The sequence below is a fragment of the Providencia huaxiensis genome (genome assembly GCF_002843235.3).
GTDB classification, from domain to species: Bacteria; Pseudomonadota; Gammaproteobacteria; order Enterobacterales; family Enterobacteriaceae; genus Providencia; species Providencia huaxiensis.
In genome coordinates this window covers 4,035,937-4,054,531 of the sequence record NZ_CP031123.2, presented here as the reverse complement: position 1 = coordinate 4,054,531, position 18,595 = coordinate 4,035,937, and the positions used below count along the sequence as shown (strand labels likewise).

The 18,595-nt window shown below is 44.0% G+C and carries 17 protein-coding genes; 14 read left to right on the top strand and 3 right to left on the bottom strand.

Annotation, left to right across the window (positions count from 1 at the left end; genetic code table 11):
• Positions 1-367: 367 nt before the first annotated feature.
• The 3 genes from proP to CYG50_RS20510 all read left to right on the top strand — a co-directional run bounded on the left by proP (position 368) and on the right by CYG50_RS20510 (position 3,772).
• The gene (proP, locus tag CYG50_RS20520; protein ID WP_102138803.1) at positions 368-1,870 is read left to right on the top strand and encodes a glycine betaine/L-proline transporter ProP; all 1,503 of its coding nucleotides are present in this window, start codon (positions 368-370) and stop codon (positions 1,868-1,870) included.
• Positions 1,871-1,965: 95 nt separating this feature from the next.
• Complete coding sequence (phrB, locus tag CYG50_RS20515; RefSeq protein WP_181490132.1) at positions 1,966-3,381, top strand: deoxyribodipyrimidine photo-lyase; 1,416 nt, start codon at positions 1,966-1,968, stop codon at positions 3,379-3,381.
• Between the two features lie 79 nt (positions 3,382-3,460).
• Positions 3,461-3,772 carry a monooxygenase gene (locus tag CYG50_RS20510; RefSeq protein WP_102138801.1) on the top strand — a complete coding sequence of 104 codons (312 nt, stop codon included), beginning with the start codon at positions 3,461-3,463 and terminating at the stop codon, positions 3,770-3,772.
• A gap of 34 nt (positions 3,773-3,806) precedes the next feature.
• Here CYG50_RS20510 and CYG50_RS20505 read toward each other — a convergent pair whose 3' ends face one another.
• Together CYG50_RS20505 and paaZ are read right to left on the bottom strand one after the other, a co-directional pair.
• On the bottom strand, positions 3,807-4,604 hold the full coding sequence (locus CYG50_RS20505) for a class I SAM-dependent methyltransferase (protein WP_102138800.1): 798 nt from the start codon (positions 4,602-4,604) through the stop codon (positions 3,807-3,809).
• A gap of 63 nt (positions 4,605-4,667) precedes the next feature.
• Positions 4,668-6,731, bottom strand: a complete 2,064-nt coding sequence (paaZ, locus tag CYG50_RS20500; protein ID WP_102138799.1) for a phenylacetic acid degradation bifunctional protein PaaZ — start codon at positions 6,729-6,731, stop codon at positions 4,668-4,670.
• 322 nt (positions 6,732-7,053) lie between these two features.
• On the opposite strand from paaZ, the gene paaA reads away from it, so the two are divergent.
• The 11 genes from paaA to paaK all read left to right on the top strand — a co-directional run bounded on the left by paaA (position 7,054) and on the right by paaK (position 16,860).
• Entirely contained in the window at positions 7,054-7,992 is a 939-nt protein-coding gene (paaA, locus tag CYG50_RS20495; RefSeq protein WP_102138798.1) for a 1,2-phenylacetyl-CoA epoxidase subunit PaaA, read from the top strand.
• A 31-nt stretch (positions 7,993-8,023) separates the two neighbouring features.
• Entirely contained in the window at positions 8,024-8,311 is a 288-nt protein-coding gene (paaB, locus tag CYG50_RS20490; RefSeq protein WP_004262911.1) for a 1,2-phenylacetyl-CoA epoxidase subunit PaaB, read from the top strand.
• Positions 8,312-8,321: 10 nt separating this feature from the next.
• Complete coding sequence (gene paaC, locus CYG50_RS20485) at positions 8,322-9,080, top strand: 1,2-phenylacetyl-CoA epoxidase subunit PaaC (protein WP_102138797.1); 759 nt, start codon at positions 8,322-8,324, stop codon at positions 9,078-9,080.
• A gap of 4 nt (positions 9,081-9,084) precedes the next feature.
• The gene (paaD, locus tag CYG50_RS20480) at positions 9,085-9,594 is read left to right on the top strand and encodes a 1,2-phenylacetyl-CoA epoxidase subunit PaaD (RefSeq protein WP_102138796.1); all 510 of its coding nucleotides are present in this window, start codon (positions 9,085-9,087) and stop codon (positions 9,592-9,594) included.
• A gap of 10 nt (positions 9,595-9,604) precedes the next feature.
• On the top strand, positions 9,605-10,663 hold the full coding sequence (paaE, locus tag CYG50_RS20475) for a 1,2-phenylacetyl-CoA epoxidase subunit PaaE (protein WP_102138795.1): 1,059 nt from the start codon (positions 9,605-9,607) through the stop codon (positions 10,661-10,663).
• An 8-nt stretch (positions 10,664-10,671) separates the two neighbouring features.
• On the top strand, positions 10,672-11,445 hold the full coding sequence (paaF, locus tag CYG50_RS20470; protein ID WP_102138794.1) for a 2,3-dehydroadipyl-CoA hydratase PaaF: 774 nt from the start codon (positions 10,672-10,674) through the stop codon (positions 11,443-11,445).
• Between the two features lie 2 nt (positions 11,446-11,447).
• The gene (gene paaG, locus CYG50_RS20465) at positions 11,448-12,242 is read left to right on the top strand and encodes a 2-(1,2-epoxy-1,2-dihydrophenyl)acetyl-CoA isomerase PaaG (RefSeq protein ID WP_102138793.1); all 795 of its coding nucleotides are present in this window, start codon (positions 11,448-11,450) and stop codon (positions 12,240-12,242) included.
• Positions 12,243-12,244: 2 nt separating this feature from the next.
• Positions 12,245-13,795: a 3-hydroxyacyl-CoA dehydrogenase gene (locus CYG50_RS20460; protein ID WP_102138792.1), complete on the top strand. Its 1,551-nt coding sequence runs from the start codon at positions 12,245-12,247 to the stop codon at positions 13,793-13,795.
• Positions 13,792-14,232, top strand: coding sequence for a hydroxyphenylacetyl-CoA thioesterase PaaI (gene paaI / locus CYG50_RS20455; protein ID WP_102138791.1), 441 nt, complete (start codon positions 13,792-13,794; stop codon positions 14,230-14,232). Before CYG50_RS20460 ends, paaI begins: the two co-directional genes overlap by 4 nt.
• A complete protein-coding gene (gene pcaF / locus CYG50_RS20450) occupies positions 14,229-15,431 on the top strand; it encodes a 3-oxoadipyl-CoA thiolase (protein WP_102138790.1) in 1,203 nt (400 codons plus the stop codon). The genes paaI and pcaF overlap by 4 nt, the downstream gene beginning before the upstream one ends.
• Before the next feature lie 118 nt (positions 15,432-15,549).
• The gene (gene paaK / locus CYG50_RS20445; RefSeq protein WP_094960845.1) at positions 15,550-16,860 is read left to right on the top strand and encodes a phenylacetate--CoA ligase PaaK; all 1,311 of its coding nucleotides are present in this window, start codon (positions 15,550-15,552) and stop codon (positions 16,858-16,860) included.
• 462 nt (positions 16,861-17,322) lie between these two features.
• Here paaK and CYG50_RS20440 read toward each other — a convergent pair whose 3' ends face one another.
• Positions 17,323-18,573 (bottom strand): ATP-grasp domain-containing protein, encoded by a 1,251-nt coding sequence (locus CYG50_RS20440; protein WP_102138789.1) that lies wholly within the window; start codon positions 18,571-18,573, stop codon positions 17,323-17,325.
• Positions 18,574-18,595 lie beyond the last annotated feature (22 nt).

The window sequence follows — 18,595 nt, the reverse complement described above, 5'->3', positions numbered from 1 at the left end:
ATTCTATTTTTTCGAATATTCGGCTCAATCGTCTAGCCACCAACACAAAACCCTGCAAAGAAAAATGAATTGGTATAAAACACCTTCATTTTACATTTATCCGATATTAATGTAGTATTGAATGTGTATTTATTAATTCAAGGTGGTTTTCTTGCTGTATTTACAACACAAGTACTCTCATTTCTCTACCCATTACATACCTGCTTTAGCCTGTTATTTCAGCGCTACATAAAAACACTAAAAACTTATCTATTGCGAAAACAACGTCTATTCTAAATAATAAGGTTTTATATTTTCCGATGTATGAAAACCCATATCTTAAGTGCTGTTGTTTCGATTATTGAAATTAAAATAAGAGGATGGTTTCATGAGATTCAAGAAGAAAAAAGAAAAACCGTTAAATATTAGTGATATTACTATTATTGATGACGGTAAACTCAAAAAAGCAATTACCGCGGCTTCGCTGGGTAATGCGATGGAATGGTTTGATTTTGGGGTATACGGTTTTTTAGCCTATGTTCTAGGTCAGGTTTTCTTTCCAGACGCATCACCGAGCGTCCAGATGATTGCCGCATTAGCCACGTTCTCCGTGCCTTTCTTAGTTAGGCCATTAGGTGGGGTCGTTTTCGGTATCTTAGGTGATAAGTACGGCCGTCAAAAAGTCCTTTCGATGACAATTATCATTATGGCAATCAGTACCTTCTGTATTGGTTTGATCCCATCCTATGAGAGCATCGGTATCTGGGCGCCAATTCTGTTATTAATTGCTAAGTTAGCTCAAGGTTTCTCGGTAGGCGGCGAATATTCTGGTGCTGCAATCTTCGTTGCAGAATACTCACCAGACCGTAAACGTGGTTTTATGGGCAGTTGGTTAGATTTTGGCTCTATCGCTGGTTTCGTTTTAGGTGCGGGTGTCGTTGTCCTGATATCGAGCATTGTTGGAGAAGCCAACTTCCATGATTGGGGCTGGAGAATTCCGTTCTTCTTAGCATTACCGTTAGGGATCATCGGGTTATATCTACGTCATTCACTGGAAGAAACTCCTGCGTTCCAACAACATGTTGAATCGTTAGAAAAACAAGATAAAGCCAATATTCAAAATCCACCAAAAATCTCAGTACGTGAAGTGGCGACTAAGTATTGGAAAAGCTTGATGATTTGTGTTGGCTTGGTTATCGCAACCAACGTGACTTACTATATGTTGCTGACCTACATGCCAAGTTACTTATCACACAACCTGAATTATTCTACTGACCATGGTGTGCTAATTATTATTGCAATTATGATTGGTATGTTATTTGTTCAACCAATTATCGGTTTAACCAGTGATAAAATTGGTCGCCGCCCATTTGTTATTACCGGTAGTGTCGGTCTGATTTTATTGGCATACCCTGCATTTATGTTAATCAACAGTGGTTCTGTTGGCTTAATTTTCCTAGGTTTATTAATTTTAGCGGTGTTGTTGAACTGTTTTACAGGGGTTATGGCTTCCATTTTACCCGCGATTTTCCCGACACATATTCGTTACAGTGCGTTAGCGATTGCCTTTAACATTTCAGTATTAATTGCCGGTGCGACACCGACTGTTGCGGCATGGTTGGTCGAATCAACCACTGACTTATATATGCCAGCTTATTACTTAATCGTGATTGCTTTAATTGGTTTATATACGGGTATTAGAATGCCAGAAACAGCGAATAAACCATTGCGTGGTGCAACACCTGCGGCATCAGATAAAGCCGAGGCAAAAGAAATTCTTAGCGAGCACTTTGACAATATTGAGCAGAAAGTTGAAGATATTGACCAACAAATTGCTGAGCTTGAGAAAAAACGCCAATCCTTAATCAATCAGCATCCTAAATTAGATTAAACATGAAAGGGCCGGTAAACGGCCCTTTGTTTTGATTCCAACAAAAACTTCAACCAAGGAGGGAGGCGGTGGCAGCCAAACAAGTTTGTCATCTTATGTGGTTTCGTAATGATTTACGGGTCACTGATAACAAAGCGCTTTCCTCTGCGTGTGTGGATCCTCAAGCTAAGGTTATTGCTCTCTATACGGCAACACCAGAGCAGTGGCAACAACATGATATGGCTGAACGGCAAATTTCATTCATTCACCAGAACCTTGTTGAACTGCAGAATTCACTTGCTGAGCTTGGTATTCCACTGGTTTGTCAAACTGTGGCTAATTTTGCCGACGCAGCGCAATGGGTACTCGATTACGCAAAGGCGCAACAGGCTGATGCCCTGTTTTTTAATCGACAATATGAATGGAACGAAAAACAACGGGACGAGTGGTTAATCAATCAACCTCATGAGTTGCATATCCATGCTTTCGATGACTATTTATTACTGCCCCCCGGCTCCGTAACTACCCAAAAAGGGGAGATGTATCAAGTCTATACCCCTTTTCGCCGAGCTTTCATCACCCAACTTACCGTGACAGATTGTCGTTCACTGCGTGCCCCAGAAAAACGAGCGGTCGCCATCAACATTGATAAGGCTTCACCGTTATTTCCGCATCAGCCCATTGAAGACTCGTCACAATTTCCTGCTGGTGAAAAATCTGCTTTAACGCGACTCAGGCAGTTTTGTTCCCAGAAAGTCGTCGGTTATAAAAACGATAGAGATATTCCTTCTATTGATGGTACCAGCCAATTATCACCTTACCTCGCGGTGGGGGTGCTGTCCCCTCGCCAATGCTTCAACCGATTACAAGCAGAAAATCCCCAAGTGTTGGATTACCCAGATAGCGGGGCATTCACGTGGTTAAATGAGTTAATTTGGCGTGAATTTTATTCGCATCTTTTAGTGGCATTCCCACGCCTATGTCGCCATCAGCCATTTATTCAATGGACACAACATATTCACTGGAATGATTCTTCAACCGATTTTGCAGCATGGAAAACGGGACAAACGGGTTACCCAATAGTGGATGCCGCTATGCGCCAACTAAATACAACAGGTTGGATGCATAACCGCCTACGTATGATTGTCGCCAGCTTTTTAGTCAAAGACTTACTGATTGATTGGCGAAAAGGTGAAAAATACTTTATGAGCCAACTGCTTGATGGCAGTTTAGCCGCAAATAACGGTGGGTGGCAGTGGTCTGCCTCGACTGGTGTTGACGCTTCTCCTTGGTTTCGTATCTTTAACCCAACCACTCAAGGGCAAAAGTTTGATGCACAAGGGGCTTTTATTCGCCATTGGTTGCCCGAATTACAGCAAGTTCCCGATAAGTATATTCATACACCCCATGAATGGGCGGTGCTCAGCAGTACACCGATTAATTATCCAGAACCAATTGTTGACCATAAACAAGCCCGTCTCGCCACTTTGGCGGCATTTGAAGCAGGTAAGCGTAATAGTTTGAAGCAATAAATCGTTTAAAATACGATAAATAGCAAAGTTATTATTTGCTTTAAGAATTATTATAGCGCTTCAATCATAAGGAGCAGATATGAGCGTTATTTTACAAGTTGATTTCCCGTATCAAGGGCCTTGGGGTGCAGAAATGACCGCGGCAATGGATGAATTAGCCAATTCAATCAACCAAGAACCTGGTTTTGTGTGGAAAATTTGGACAGAAAACCAACAAACTCAAAAAGCCGGGGGCGTTTATCTGTTTACCTCTGAAGCCGATGCCAAAGCATATCTACAAAAACACAGCGCACGCCTGAAATCTTTCGGTGTCCCTGAGGTACGTGGTGAAATTTTTGCAGTCAATAAGGCGCTTAGCCAATTGAACCAAGCGCAGTTTTTAGTGCAATAATTTTTAGTACAATAATTTTCAGTTCAATAAATAGCTATTGGCACTGAAATTCAAACAACATCACATCTGAGGTAAATGAGCCATCTGCTTGTACGGCAAAGTGGCTTTTTACCTCATCACTTAATGTTCCTTGGTAGTGGCGGATAGCTTCAACGAGTGCCTGTGGTGTACGCATCCGTTCGACCCAACTGGTAAATTCCAGCGCTAAACGGAAACTTTGTACCCGCTGAACAAATAACCCTGCATTATTAAACATGCCTGACCATTCCCCAGCGGAATAATCACGAATATGTGAAGTATCCCGAAGCACTTCGACAGTTTGTAAGTAAATATCCAATAATGGATGCCCTGGTGATACCACATCAATAAAGATACCTTTTCCACCCGGTTTGAGCACTCGGCGCACCTCACGCAGTGCTTGTTCCACATCGTGCCAATGGTGTGCAGAGTAGCGGCTAATCACTCGGTCAAAACCATTGTCATCAAACGGTAGAGACTCCGCAGTCCCTTTGCAGGTGGTGATATTATTTAACTTACGTTCTTGTGCATTTTTAGCCACAACATTGAGCATTGAGTCCGACAAATCATAAGCCGTCACTGACTTCACCAACGGCGCTGCATGGAAGCTGGCATGCCCTGCTCCACAGCCAAGGTCTAGCACGTCCTCGTCCTGACAACCTTGTAGCAATTGTTGCAAAACAAGTAAGTCTTCACCTTGTGCATGAACTTGGCTGGTTAAATACGAGTTGGCTTGCTCATCAAATTGTTGATAAACCGCTTGGTGGTGCGTTTTCATCTTTGTTTCCTTACATTCAGTTGGTGATTTCCTCATCACAACAGAAAATGATTGAAAAAGCACCTATTAGCTCGACAATTAATTCATACCGTATAATGACTAGTGAAAATCCCCTACACGACGCTCCACCAGCGTTAAAATACTGTACAACGCCACAACGGTATCGTCCTGATTAAACACTTGCACATCCCATTCAACAACGCCATTAGGTTTGTCTTCAGCAAGTTTCTGCGTTTTCTTGATCTTTTTCTTGCACGTTAGGCGAACTTGTATGGTGTCTCCGATTTTTACAGGTTCAATGAAACGCAAGCTTTCCATGCCATAATTGGCGATCACGGGCCCAACACCAGCATCGACAAATAACCCTGCGGCGGCGGAAACGACAAAATAGCCGTGCGCAATCCGTTCACCAAATAGCGACTGTGCTGCGCCAATTTTATCAACATGAACATAAAAATTATCACCGCTGAGACAGGCAAAATTAGCAATATCGGCCTCTGTAACGGTACGCCTTGCGGTCAGTAACGTGTCGCCAATCACTAAATCTTCAAAATGTTTACGGAATGGATGGACCACATCAGCGATGGTATCTGCCCCGCGGAGCCATTGCTTGGTAATTGCCGTTAGCATCGAAGAGCTACCTTGGATGGCAGTACGCTGCATATAGTGTTTGACTGCTCGCAAGCCACCTAGCTCTTCACCACCACCCGCACGCCCTGGGCCACCGTGTACCAGTAGCGGAAGCGGTGAACCGTGGCCAGTGGACTCCACGGCTGATGCTTCATTTAAAATTAGCATCCGCCCATGAGCTCGCGCACTCGCACGAATGACCGTTTGCGCGACTTGTGCATCAGCAGTGACTAACGTCCCCGCAAGGCTCCCTCCACCTAAAATCGCCAATTGCACCGCCTGTTCGATATTCTCATAGCTCATTAACGTGGCGACTGGACCAAAAGCCTCGATTTCATGTACTGCTGTAGATTTAAAAGGCTCTGCACAATACAACAACGTTGGTGGATAAAAAGCCCCATGTTGGCTATCTGCACCAATCACATCCAGCTTTTCGAATTGCCCACCACATAAGACATCACAGCCATGATCACGTAAATAATTTACTTTCTCTTGTACGTCTTGGCGCTGTTCTAAGTTAATCAATGCCCCCATTCTGACCCCTTCAACCGCAGGGTCACCCACTGTTGTAGCGGATAAGCGTTTCAATAATGCCTGCTTCACATTTTCGAGCTGATTTTTGGGCACGATAACGCGGCGGATCGCGGTACACTTCTGGCCTGCTTTCGCGGTCATCTCACGAGCGACTTCTTTAATAAATAAAGCAAATTCAGGCTGCTCTGGCTGAACGTCATCGCCTAAAATTGCACAGTTCAGTGAATCCGCTTCCATTGTAAAAGGCACTGATTTGGCAATAATACGTGGATGCGATTTCAGCTTTTGCCCTGTACTAGCGGACCCTGTAAAAGTCACCACATCTTCAAAATCAAGGTGTTCAAACATATCGCCAACACCACCGCAAACCAGTTGAATTGCGCCATCAGGTACCAAGCCGCTATCAACCATTAACTTCACCATCGCCTGTGTTAACTGTGCTGAGGCGGTTGCAGGTTTGATGATGGCTGGCATGCCAGCAAGCCATGTTGGCGCCAGTTTCTCTAACATTCCCCAACAAGGGAAGTTAAATGCATTAATGTGCAGGGCAACGCCACGGCGAGACGTTAAAATATGATGGCCAATAAATTGCCCTTGTTTCGATAACGGGATCATTTCTTCTTCTGGCCAAATCGTGTCATCTGGTAGCTCACGGTTAGCGAGACCCGAATAAGAAAACAGTGTGGCAATTCCCCCTTCGATATCTACCCAGCTATCCGCTTTGGTTGCGCCAGTTTGAGCCGAAATCGCATATAACTGCGCTTTATGTTCCAGTAGATATTTTGCGAGTGCCTTAAGCATCTGCCCGCGTTGCTGGAATGTCATCGCTGACAATATTTCGCCTCCCACTTGGCGGCCATACTGTAAGCTTTCTGCTAACGGCAACCCTTCAGTCGTCACCGTATATAAGGTTTCATTCGTTAGTGCATGGTGAATTTTTCGCCCTGCGCCCTCACCTTGTACCCATTTACCCATAATGTAACTTGTTAAATGCTGCATATTCCTCTCCAGAAATAAAAACACAAAATCAAATTAGATGACAAATATGTATCATAAAAATAAGCATAGAAGCTAATTTAAATTTAACAAATTAAGAACAATTTTGTCTTAAATGCTTATTTCCATCAAAACCACATAAAAATAAATAATATTAACTAATTGTTTTTATTTTAGTTTAATTTATTGATTGTGAAGCCACTCGCAAAACAGGGTTAATAAACATTGATCTTTTTGTTAACAGTTTCTAGCATTGATGTTAAATATATATGATTCATTATTCATACAAAATAAAACATAACCGAATCACTTAATGGAAAAATCAATGAGCGAGCAAAATCAGGCTAACTTCGAAGCCAAAATCGAAGCCGATATTTCCATCGAGCCCAAGGATTGGATGCCCGATGCGTATCGGCAGAACCTTATCCGCCAAATTGGCCAACATGCCCATTCAGAAGTCGTCGGCATGCTGCCAGAAGCAAATTGGCTGACACGCGCCCCGACACTCCGTCGGAAAGCGATTTTACTGGCCAAAATTCAAGATGAAGCAGGCCACGGTTTATATCTATATAGCGCTGCCGAAACCCTTGGTTGCTCTCGTCAAGATATCTACCAAAAGTTACTTGATGAAAAAATGAAATACTCCTCCATCTTCAATTACCCCACGTTAAGTTGGGCAGATATTGGCGTAATTGGCTGGTTAGTCGATGGTGCGGCAATTGTGAACCAAGTAGCACTGTGCCGTGCCTCTTATGGCCCTTATGCACGAGCGATGGTGAAAATCTGTAAAGAAGAAAGTTTTCACCAACGCCAAGGTTATGAAGCTGTTATGGCACTCGCAGAAGGCACCGATGAACAAAAAGCGATGCTGCAAGATGCGATAAACCGCTTTTGGTGGCCCGTCCTCACGATGTTCGGCCCCAATGATTCTGACTCCCCGCACAGCGCTCAAAGCATGGCTTGGAAAATCAAGCGTTTCAGTAATGATGAGCTACGACAAAAGTTTGTTGATAACACTGTTCCGCAAGTGGAAGCGTTAGGTATGACGATCCCTGACCCGGATCTGGTTTGGGATGAAGAACTTGGTCATTACCGCTTTGGTGAAATCGATTGGGAAGAGTTTTATCAGGTGATTAAAGGCAATGGCATTTGTAATCACGAACGCCTTAGCGCTAAGCGCAAAGGATGGGAAGACGGCGCATGGGTACGTGAAGGTGCAATGGCACATAGCCGTAAACAAAAATCCGTTAAAACTGCGGCTTAATCACTGACCATTTTACGAAAAGGAAAACACCATGAGCAATCAAGATTGGCCTTTATATGAAGTTTTTGTCCGTAGTAAGCAAGGGCTTGCGCATCGCCATGTTGGCAGTTTACATGCTGCTGATGACCAAATGGCACTGGAAAATGCACGCGATGCGTATACAAGACGTAGTGAAGGCTGCTCAATTTGGGTGGTGAAGGCCGCACATTTAATTGCCTCACAGCCCGAAGACAAAAGTACGTTCTTCGACCCTGCGGACACCAAGGTCTATCGTCACCCAACTTTCTATACCATCCCTGATGGCATCAAAAATATGTAAGGAGCTTGCCATGAACCAACAAGAACAGCTCCACCATTACACATTACGCCTTGGCGATACCCCCTTAGTTTTAGCGCAGCGCCTGTGCGAGTGGTGCGGCCATGCCCCTGAGCTCGAAATTGACCTAGCGCTATCGAATATCGGCTTAGATTTGCTAGGGCAAGCGCGTAACTTTTTAAGCTATGCCGCGCAATTAAAAGGGGCTGGGTGTGATGAAGACACCCTTGCCTTTTTGCGCGATGAACGAGAGTTCAGCAATTTATTACTGGTTGAGCAACCCAACAATGGCTTTGATGACACTCTAGTGCGCCAATTTTTTATGGATGCTTATCATGTTCCATTATATGAAGCGCTAATTCATAGCCGTGATGAACAACTGTCAGCCATTGCAGAGAAATCCCTCAAAGAAGCCGTTTATCACTTGCGTTTTAGCCGTGGTTGGATGATCCGTTTAGGGGATGGCAGTGAAGAAAGCCATCAACGGATCCAACGTTCAGTCAATGAGCTATGGCGTTTCACTGGCGAACTTTTCCATGCTGATGACGTTGAAATCACACTCAGCGAAGCAGATATCGCCGTTGACCCGCGCACTTTACAAGCCGCATGGGTTAACACCATTAACGAAACATTCACTGAAGCGACCCTCACTATACCGGAGAAAAACGCGTATCGCTTAGGCGGCAAGCAAGGCAGCCATACAGAACACTTGGGCTTGTTATTAACGCAATTGCAGTTTGTGCAACGCGCTTACCCGAACAGCCAGTGGTGATGTTATGGAACAGAGACTGCAATATCGCGAGCTTCAATCGCCCCAGGTTCACCAGATCTGGCAACAGCTTCACCAAATACCCGATCCTGAGCTACCCGCACTCTCTATTACTGATCTCGGCATGATCCGCAATGTGCTACCTGCAGCTCAGGGTTGGAAAGTTATTTTTACACCTACCTACTCAGGTTGCCCAGCAACTGAATTTTTAATCAATGAAATCAAAACTGTTCTAGGTAATGCCGGTTTTCCAAACATCGACATCGAAATTCTGTTAACCCCAGCTTGGACAACAGATTGGATGAATCAAGATGCGAAAAGGCGCTTGCGTGAATTCGGTATCGCACCACCACAAGGTACGTCCTGCGAGCACCCAGAACACAAAGGTGCGGTTCGTTGCCCACGTTGTGACAGCGAGCAGACCGAAAAAATTAGTGAATTTGGTTCCACTGCATGTAAGGCATTGTATCGATGCACTGAATGCTTAGAACCGTTTGATTACTTTAAATGTATTTAGGGGCACCCATATGACTGTATTTCATCGTTTAAGTATTGCTGCCATTGAGCGTGACACCCCTGAAGCTGTCGCCATTACTTTTAACGTACCAGATGCATTACGAGAGCAATATCATTACCGCCCAGGGCAACATCTCACACTGAAGGCCTCTATTAATGGCGAAAACCTACGTCGCTGTTATTCCATTTGCAGTTCACCGGATGAAAACACACTAAAAATTGGGGTGAAAGCCATTTACGAAGGGCGCTTCTCTAATTTCGTTAACCAAGAGCTACAAGTTGGCGATAGCCTTGATGTCATGGTTCCCCAAGGGCAATTTGGTTACCAGCCAGAGGCAGATACCCACGCACACTACCTTGCCGTTGCTGCAGGCTCTGGGATCACACCATTGCTCTCCATCATTAAAGCCACATTACAAACTGAGCCAAAAAGCAGTTTTGTGTTGATTTATGGTAACCGCAATAGCCGCTCTGTGATGTTTAAAGAAAGCATCGCAGACCTGAAAAACCGTTTTTCTACACGCTTTCAAGTTCTCTATTTATTTAGCCAAGAACAACAGGATAGCGAACTACTCAGTGGCAGAATTAGCCAACAGCAGCTCAGTGCATTAGGCAAAACCTTATTGAATTTTAAACAATTTAACCGAGCGTTCATTTGTGGGCCTGACAGCATGATGGATGAAGTGCATGACACTTTAGTCGGCTATGGCATGCCAAAGGAATATGTTCACACCGAGCGTTTCAACACTTCAGGCACCAAATTCAAACCCGCAACCGCCATGACTAGCGAAACACGCCAAGTCAGTATTCACCTTGATGGCAGAACCATGGACATTGCCATGGATAGTCAAGATGACAGTATTTTGGATGCCGCACTGCGCCAAGGCGCGGATTTACCCTACGCCTGTAAAGGGGGCGTTTGCGCAACCTGCAAATGTAAATTGCGCTCTGGTGAAGTGGAAATGGGGGTCAATTACAGCCTTGAGCCTGACCAAATCGCTGCGGGGTACATCCTTAGCTGCCAAGCGTGGCCAAAAGGCGATGGTGTTGTTCTAGACTTTGACGTGTAGGAGCTGTAATGGAAAACCATTGGATTTTATCACAACAACATAACCGAGTTTTGACTCTCACGTTAAACCGTCCAGAAGTGCGTAATGCCCTGAGCACCGCCTGTTTAGAGTTGCTGGTTCAGCACCTCGAACAAGCACAAATAAATGATGAGATCGGGGCGATCGTGATCACCGGCAATCCGCGTTTTTTCGCGGCCGGTGCCGACCTTAAAGAACTACAGCAACAAACCGTTGCTAACGCGATCACCGATAAACGTCCCCAAGTTTGGCGCAGGTTATCGATGATATCAAAGCCCATTATTAGTGCTGCGAATGGTTATGCTCTAGGGGCAGGTTTTGAATTATTACTCGCCAGCGACATCATTATTGCCGGTGAATCAGCTCGCTTCGGGTTACCCGAAATTACTCTGGGTTTAATGCCAGGCGCGGGAGGAACACAGCGTTTAATCCGTGCGGTGGGCAAATCCCTCGCCATGCAAATGGTACTAACGGGTGAACCGATCAGTGCAAAACATGCGTTGCAAGCAGGGTTAATCAGCGAAATTTGTGTGGATAAATTAGTGCTAGAACGCGCCCAAAAACTGGCAGAGCGCATCGCGATGCATGCGCCTTTAGCCGTACAAGCCGCAAAAGCCTCACTGGTGCATTCTCAAGAAAACCACCTTACCGAAGGGTTACAACTTGAGCGCCAATACTTTGTGACTTTAGCGGGGACGAACGATCGACGTGAAGGGATCGAGGCATTCTTCGAAAAACGAAAACCTCAATTTACAGGACAATAATCATGACCAATGAAGCAATGATCCTCACTACGTTAGAAAATGGGGTTCTCACCGTCACTCTCAATCGCCCTGATAGATTGAATAGCTTTAATGATGAAATGCATCGCCAGCTCAGTGAAGCGATCAAAATAGCAGAACGCGATGAAACCGTACGCTGTTTAGTGATCACTGGCGCAGGCCGTGGATTTTGTGCCGGACAAGATCTAAATGATCGCAATGTGAGCGTGGGGAGTGAAGTTCCTGATCTCGGTTTTTCTGTTGAAACTTACTATAACCCCTTGATCCGTCGCCTAACCGCACTACCGAAACCGATTATTTGCGCGGTCAATGGTGTTGCCGCAGGTGCAGGCGCTGCCATTGCACTCGTGGGCGATATTGTTATCGCAGCAAAAAGTGCCAATTTTATTCAATCTTTTTGCCGCCTTGGCTTGGTTCCTGACTCAGGGGGGAGCTGGTTTTTACCTCAGTTAGCAGGCCATGCACGAGCAATGGGGATGGCGTTATTAGGCGACAAAATAAGTGCAGAACAAGCATTACAGTGGGGAATGATTTGGCAGGTGACTGAAAATGAAGAACTCATTAATACCGCTCAACAGCTTGCACAACACCTTGCAACCCAACCTACTTATGGCTTAGGGCTTATCAAAAAGGCCATTTATGCCGCAGCAACTAATACTCTTGATGAGCAACTCAACCTTGAGCGTGACTTACAGCGCCTTGGCGGGAGAAGTGAAGATTATCGCGAAGGGGTTAATGCTTTTTTAAATAAACGTGAACCACAGTTTAAAGGAAGATAATCATGACCTTACCTTTGAATTTAACCATCAACACCGTCGCGGTAATTGGCGCTGGAACCATGGGGATTGGTATAGCGCAAGTTGCCGCGAGCGCGGGTTTACGTGTCTTGTTGTTTGATGTTAACCAAGATGTCTTAAACCATAGTCTGTCAACGATGACCCTGCGTTTACGCAAACGTGTTGAGCAAGGAAAAGCAAAACCCGAGGTCACTGAGGCGATTATCGCAAAAATTGCAGTGGCAAAAAGCCTCTCGGCACTGTCGGATGCACAATTGGTAATAGAAGCTGTTGCTGAAAAACTTGAAATCAAACAAGCTATTTTCAGTGAACTTGAAGGCATTTGTAACGAAAAAACCATTTTTGCTAGTAATACTTCATCTTTATCAATTACCGCAATCGGTAAACAACTCACACATCCTGAGCGCCTTGCAGGGTTACACTTTTTTAACCCTGCTCCCGTGATGAAATTGGTTGAAGTGATCCGTGGGCTAGAAACATCAGATACAGTGATAAAACAGCTGAAAGAATTGACACTATCATTTGGAAAAGTGCCTGTAGTTTGTCGTTCAACTCCTGGTTTTATTGTTAATCGTGTCGCCAGACCATTCTACGCTGAAACATTACGTGCCCTTGAAGAACAAATTGCGTCTCCTGCCACATTAGACAGCGCAATACGTGACGCAGGGGGTTTCGCTATGGGGCCATTACAACTAACTGATTTGATTGGCCATGATGTGAACTATGCAGTGACTGAGTCGGTATTTCAGGCCTTCGGCTATGACCCACGCTTTCAAACCTCATTAATGCAATTGGAATTAGTCCAAGCTGGTCATTTAGGCCGTAAATCGAAGCAAGGGTTTTATCATTATGATGATAATAAACCTCAACCTTTACCCTCCGTTGCAGAAAAAATCCACCTTGACCAACCTCAAAATATAAAAGCTCGTGGCGATTGGCAGATATTTCCTGAGTTTGCGCAGCTTTTAACTGAAAATGGGATCTCTCTCGAAGGATTAACACAACATTCCGAACAATCCCCGACACTTATTGTTAATGACGTTATTATTATGTTAACGAATGGTGAATTGACATCATCACATGCGCAAACACAAAAACAAGCCGTCGTGCATTTTGACTTATCGGCAAATTACCTTGCCGCAACAACCATCACGTTAAGCTGTGCAGCACAAAATAATGCGCAACAAAACCAGCAAGCTATCGCGTTTTTTCAATCATTAGGGAAACACGTGATTGTATTACCCGACTACCCAGCGCTGTTAACCATGAGAACGGTCGCGATGTTATGCAATGAAGCGTTAGATATCGTCAATAAGGGGATAGCAACTGCTTTAGATACCGATAATGCCATGTGTTTTGGGGTGAATTACCCCAAAGGCCCACTTGCTTGGGGTATGCAACTAGGCTGGCAACGCGTGCTGTCAGTTCTTGAAAATTTGGCTCAGTTTTATGGGGACACCCGTTATCGGCCGAACCCGCTTTTAAGGCAATTAGCAGCGGGTTATCAATCTTTAACTTTCAAGGAGATACCATGATTTCACTGCCAAACGATACGCTAGCTCAGCAATCAGCTCACATTATGTACCGTGATGATGCATGCGCAAAAGCTATGGGTATGTCCATTGAAAAAGTCGAAGAGGGCTTTGCGCAATTGAAAATGCCTATCACAGCAAAAATGCTTAACGGTCATAAAACCTGCCACGGTGGGCAGTTATTTAGCCTTGCCGACACTGCATTTGCCTACGCCTGTAATAGCCAAGGGCATGCCGCTGTTGCCTCAATGTGTTCCATTGATTTTATTCGTCCCGGTTTTGAAGGTGACTTACTAACCGCCACCGCCACAATGCAACACCAAGGCAAACGCAACGGTTTATATGAAGTAGAGATAACGAACCAAGATGGCAAAACACTCGCGCTATTCCACGGTCGTTCTCATCGGTTAGGCCATCGTTTAACAGGAGAACAATCATGATAGATGCGTTTATTTGTGATGGTGTCCGCACCCCAATTGGCCGCTACGGTGGCGCTTTGTCACCATTACGTCCTGACGACCTTGCCACAGTGCCATTAAAAGCCCTAATGGAGAGGCACCCACAACTTGATTGGTCATTGACTGATGACATTATTTTGGGTTGCGCAAACCAAGCAGGAGAAGACAACCGTAATGTGGCACGTATGGCTGGGCTGTTATCCGGGCTCCCTGTTTCCGTTTCTGGAACCACCATTAACCGCCTATGTGGCTCTGGGCTAGATGCCATTGCATTAGCGGCAAGAAGCATCAAAGCTGGGGAGTCTGGGCTGATGATTGCCGGAGGTGTTGAGTCCATGAGCCGAGCACCGTTTGTCATGGGCAAACAAGAATCTGCATTCTCACGCCAAGCACAAGTGTTTGATACCACTATTGGTTGGCGGTTTATCAACCCACTAATGGAACAACAGTTTTCCACAGATTCGATGCCAGAAACTGCGGAAAATGTGGCTGAAACCTACAAAATTAGCCGTGAAGACCAAGATGCTTTTGCATTGCGCAGCCAACAACGCACCGAAACTGCAAAAGTTAGCGGCATTTTTGCGCAAGAAATCATCCCTGTTACGGTCAAACAGCGTAAAAGTGAATACGTCGTCAGCGAAGACGAACACCCAAGAGCAGAAACGACTTTTGAACAACTACAAAAACTAAAAACGCCATTTCGCGATAACGGAACGGTAACAGCGGGTAATGCCTCCGGTGTTAATGACGGGGCTGCCGCACTGATTATCGCATCCGACACGATTGCCAAGCAGCAAGGGTTAACACCACGGGCTCGTATCATCGCTACAGCTACTTGTGGAGTCGAGCCAAGGTTGATGGGCATCGGCCCGCTGCCTGCTTCGCAAAAAGTATTAAAAATGGCAGGGCTCACCATCGAACAAATGGATGTTATCGAATTAAACGAAGCCTTTGCCGCACAAGCACTTGCCGTTTTAAGGGGGCTTGGTTTACCTGATGACGCCTCACACGTTAACCCTAACGGAGGGGCAATTTCGCTAGGTCATCCACTTGGAATGAGTGGGGCAAGGCTTGTTATTGCTGCTATCAATGAGCTGCACCGCAAACAAGGTCGTTATGCATTATGCACCATGTGCATCGGCGTTGGCCAAGGGATAGCAATGATTATTGAACGAGTCTGAACAACGTCTTATTACAAATAAAAAACAGCCTGAAACCCTACACCTGCTCAGGCTTATACCAGGAACGTCATTGATTAGCGTGAACTGGTAACCATAATAATTATGAGGACAGGCAATTATGAGCAATATACAAGATAGCATCGACCCAATTGAATTTGCATCGCGGGATGAGATCGAGTCTTTACAGTATTCTCGAATGAAGTGGACACTCACTCACGCCTATGAAAATGTACCCATGTATCGTAAAAAATTCGATGATGCGGGTGTACACCCTGACGATTTCAAACAACTGAGTGATATCGAAAAATTCCCTTACACGACCAAACAGGATTTACGTGAAAACTACCCATTTAGCACCTTTGCCGTGCCAATGGACCAAATCATCCGTATTCACGCCTCTTCGGGAACTACTGGCCGCCCAACGGTGGTGGGTTACACCCAACGAGACATCGATAACTGGGCTGACCTGATCGCCCGTAGTTTACGCTCTGCAGGCACTGTCCGAGGCGATAAAGTCCATGTTGCTTACGGCTATGGCTTATTCACCGGAGGGCTAGGTGCCCACTATGGTGCGGAGCGCCTAGGAGCCGCAGTTATTCCTATGTCTGGTGGGCAAACTGAAAAACAAGCGCAACTAATCGCGGATTTCAAACCCGATGTGATCATGGTAACCCCATCGTACTGCTTAAGTATTATTGATGAACTTGAGAAAATCATGGGTGGAGATGCTAGTAAGTGCTCACTTAGATTAGGCGTATTTGGTGCAGAACCTTGGACTGAATCCCTCAGAACTGAAATTGAAACCCGCCTTGGTATCAAAGCATTAGACATTTATGGTTTATCTGAAGTAATGGGGCCCGGTGTTGCTATGGAGTGCGCGGATTCAGGCGAGAGCGGCCCAACGATTTGGGAAGACCATTTTTATCCAGAAATTATTTCCCCCAATACCTTAAAAACATTAGGGGCGGGTGAGCATGGTGAGTTAGTGTTTACTACCCTTACAAAAGAAGCTATGCCTGTTATCCGTTACCGAACCCGCGACCTCACCCACCTCATGCAAGGGGTCAACCGTAATATGCGTCGAATTGGTAAAATCACCGGTCGTTCAGATGACATGATGATTATTCGCGGCGTGAATGTGTTCCCTTCTCAGATTGAAGAACAAATCATGCAATTTAAGGAACTTTCTCCTCATTACCAATTAGAGATTGGTCGCCAAGGCAATATGGACAATTTATCTGTCCGTGTTGAGCTCAAACACCCTGAACAGCTCACTTATGATGAACGCTGTAATATCTGCCACCATTTAAAGCACCGAATCAAATCGATGGTGGGTATTAGCACCCGTATTAGTATTGTAAATTGCGGTGATATCCCCCGTTCTCAAGGCAAAGCAGAACGAGTAATTGATACTAGAATTGCGATTTAATTCAAATTATTAAGGCATATTGGAATGAACTACTCTGATATGCCTTAATCTCTGAGAAAGTGTTTAAAACAGGTAATGGAAGTGAAGTCCCCCAGTAGCTTAACAACCAATTACTGAGAGTCTTTTTCGTGAGAAAGAGACTCCGCGATGGACTAAGAAAAAACCCGAATAAGGAAAAGCTATGAAAGATCTTTCACGACTTAGTGAACATCAGTTGTTCAAGCTGGGCTTACAAAAGCCGCTTGTTGCCGGACTTCAAGAAACACTAGGAAGAGCATGATGAGGGAAATGACTCAATCATCTCTACAAACAGTCAGACAGTGACTTTAGTTACGAAAACATAGCAAAATTTATCGAAGCGTTAGATCATTTAGTTGTATATTACTCTTTAAGAAGAGCATATTGAATTAGTTCCGCTGTTCCCATTGCAAGACGTTTTAATTAACTACATGTTTTCATTAACTACATAAAAGTAATTAATTTCCCAGTTTTCTCTAAATCAACAACAGTTTTAACATCAGATGATAAAATCTCACGGTCGTTATTAAAAAAAACTATTCTTCCGTAGGAAGTAATCAAATCAACCGTTTTCTCTAAATAGTCCTTAGTCTTTAATTTACAAACAGTTAAACCATAACTTTCTAAGGGTCCACAAAGATTTTCTATGTTTATTTCTTTTACATACCCTGCATTGGTTGAACTAAGAAAATACTCTATTCCATAGCAATGTAATGTAGGTGGTATACGTGTTTTCTCTATGAATTTAGCAGGGTCAATCCGTACAATTAAGCTAAGATCAATCAAAGAGTGAGTGTTACATCGTTCGACAATGGTTGGCCCTAACCCTCCATGCATTCTTGCTCCTGATTCAACTAATACAGGCCCCTCAGAAGACAGTATTATTTCATTATGTGATGTACCATTACATATACCAAGAGACGTGAGTATAGACTTTGTATAATTTACCAATTCAAGATGTTCTTCTATTGGTTCCGTTACCATCTGATGATAAATCGGTACACCTTGCACCTCTTGCTTTATATATCTGAATATGTTCACAATAAAGTGAACTCCATTACTTGTTACAGCATCCACTACATACTCAATACCCTCTATTTTTTGTTCAATTAATAATTCATTATTTTTATTACCAGAATAGTCATACGTATTAATTAACAAATTAAATGCTTTCTCAACTTCTTTTTTATCTTTACAGAAAAAAACACCATCAGTTCCAAAAGAGTAAATTGGTTTTACAACATATTCAGCAAAATTATTTTCATCGCACCATGCCAGCATATTTATTAATTTTCTGGCTCTGTAGTGTGGAATGTAACGTATTCCATCAAGCTTTAGTCGATTTTGCATCAAATACTTATTTCGCCTAGTTTGGCTAAGCTTAAATATATTAGGTAATAAGTTCCACCTGTTACTTAATTGATCAAAAATAAGTACACCAGGCTCAGAACCGCATACTATAAAATCAGGGGCTCGACCTAAATATAATTCTATTTGGCGTGCAGCATCATCATGAGAGGTGGAATAAAAAACGAATGAATAGTCCTCTTCCTTGAATGAATTCAAGATTACAGCAGGAAGCTCATTATTAGTTATTAATGCAATCACATCATAACCAAAGTATTTTTTAACTCGCCCAACAAAAGTTGCTCCACTGGAAAACGGATCTACAATCAATACACATTTATTGCTCATTGAATTTCCTTGTATTTGTAAT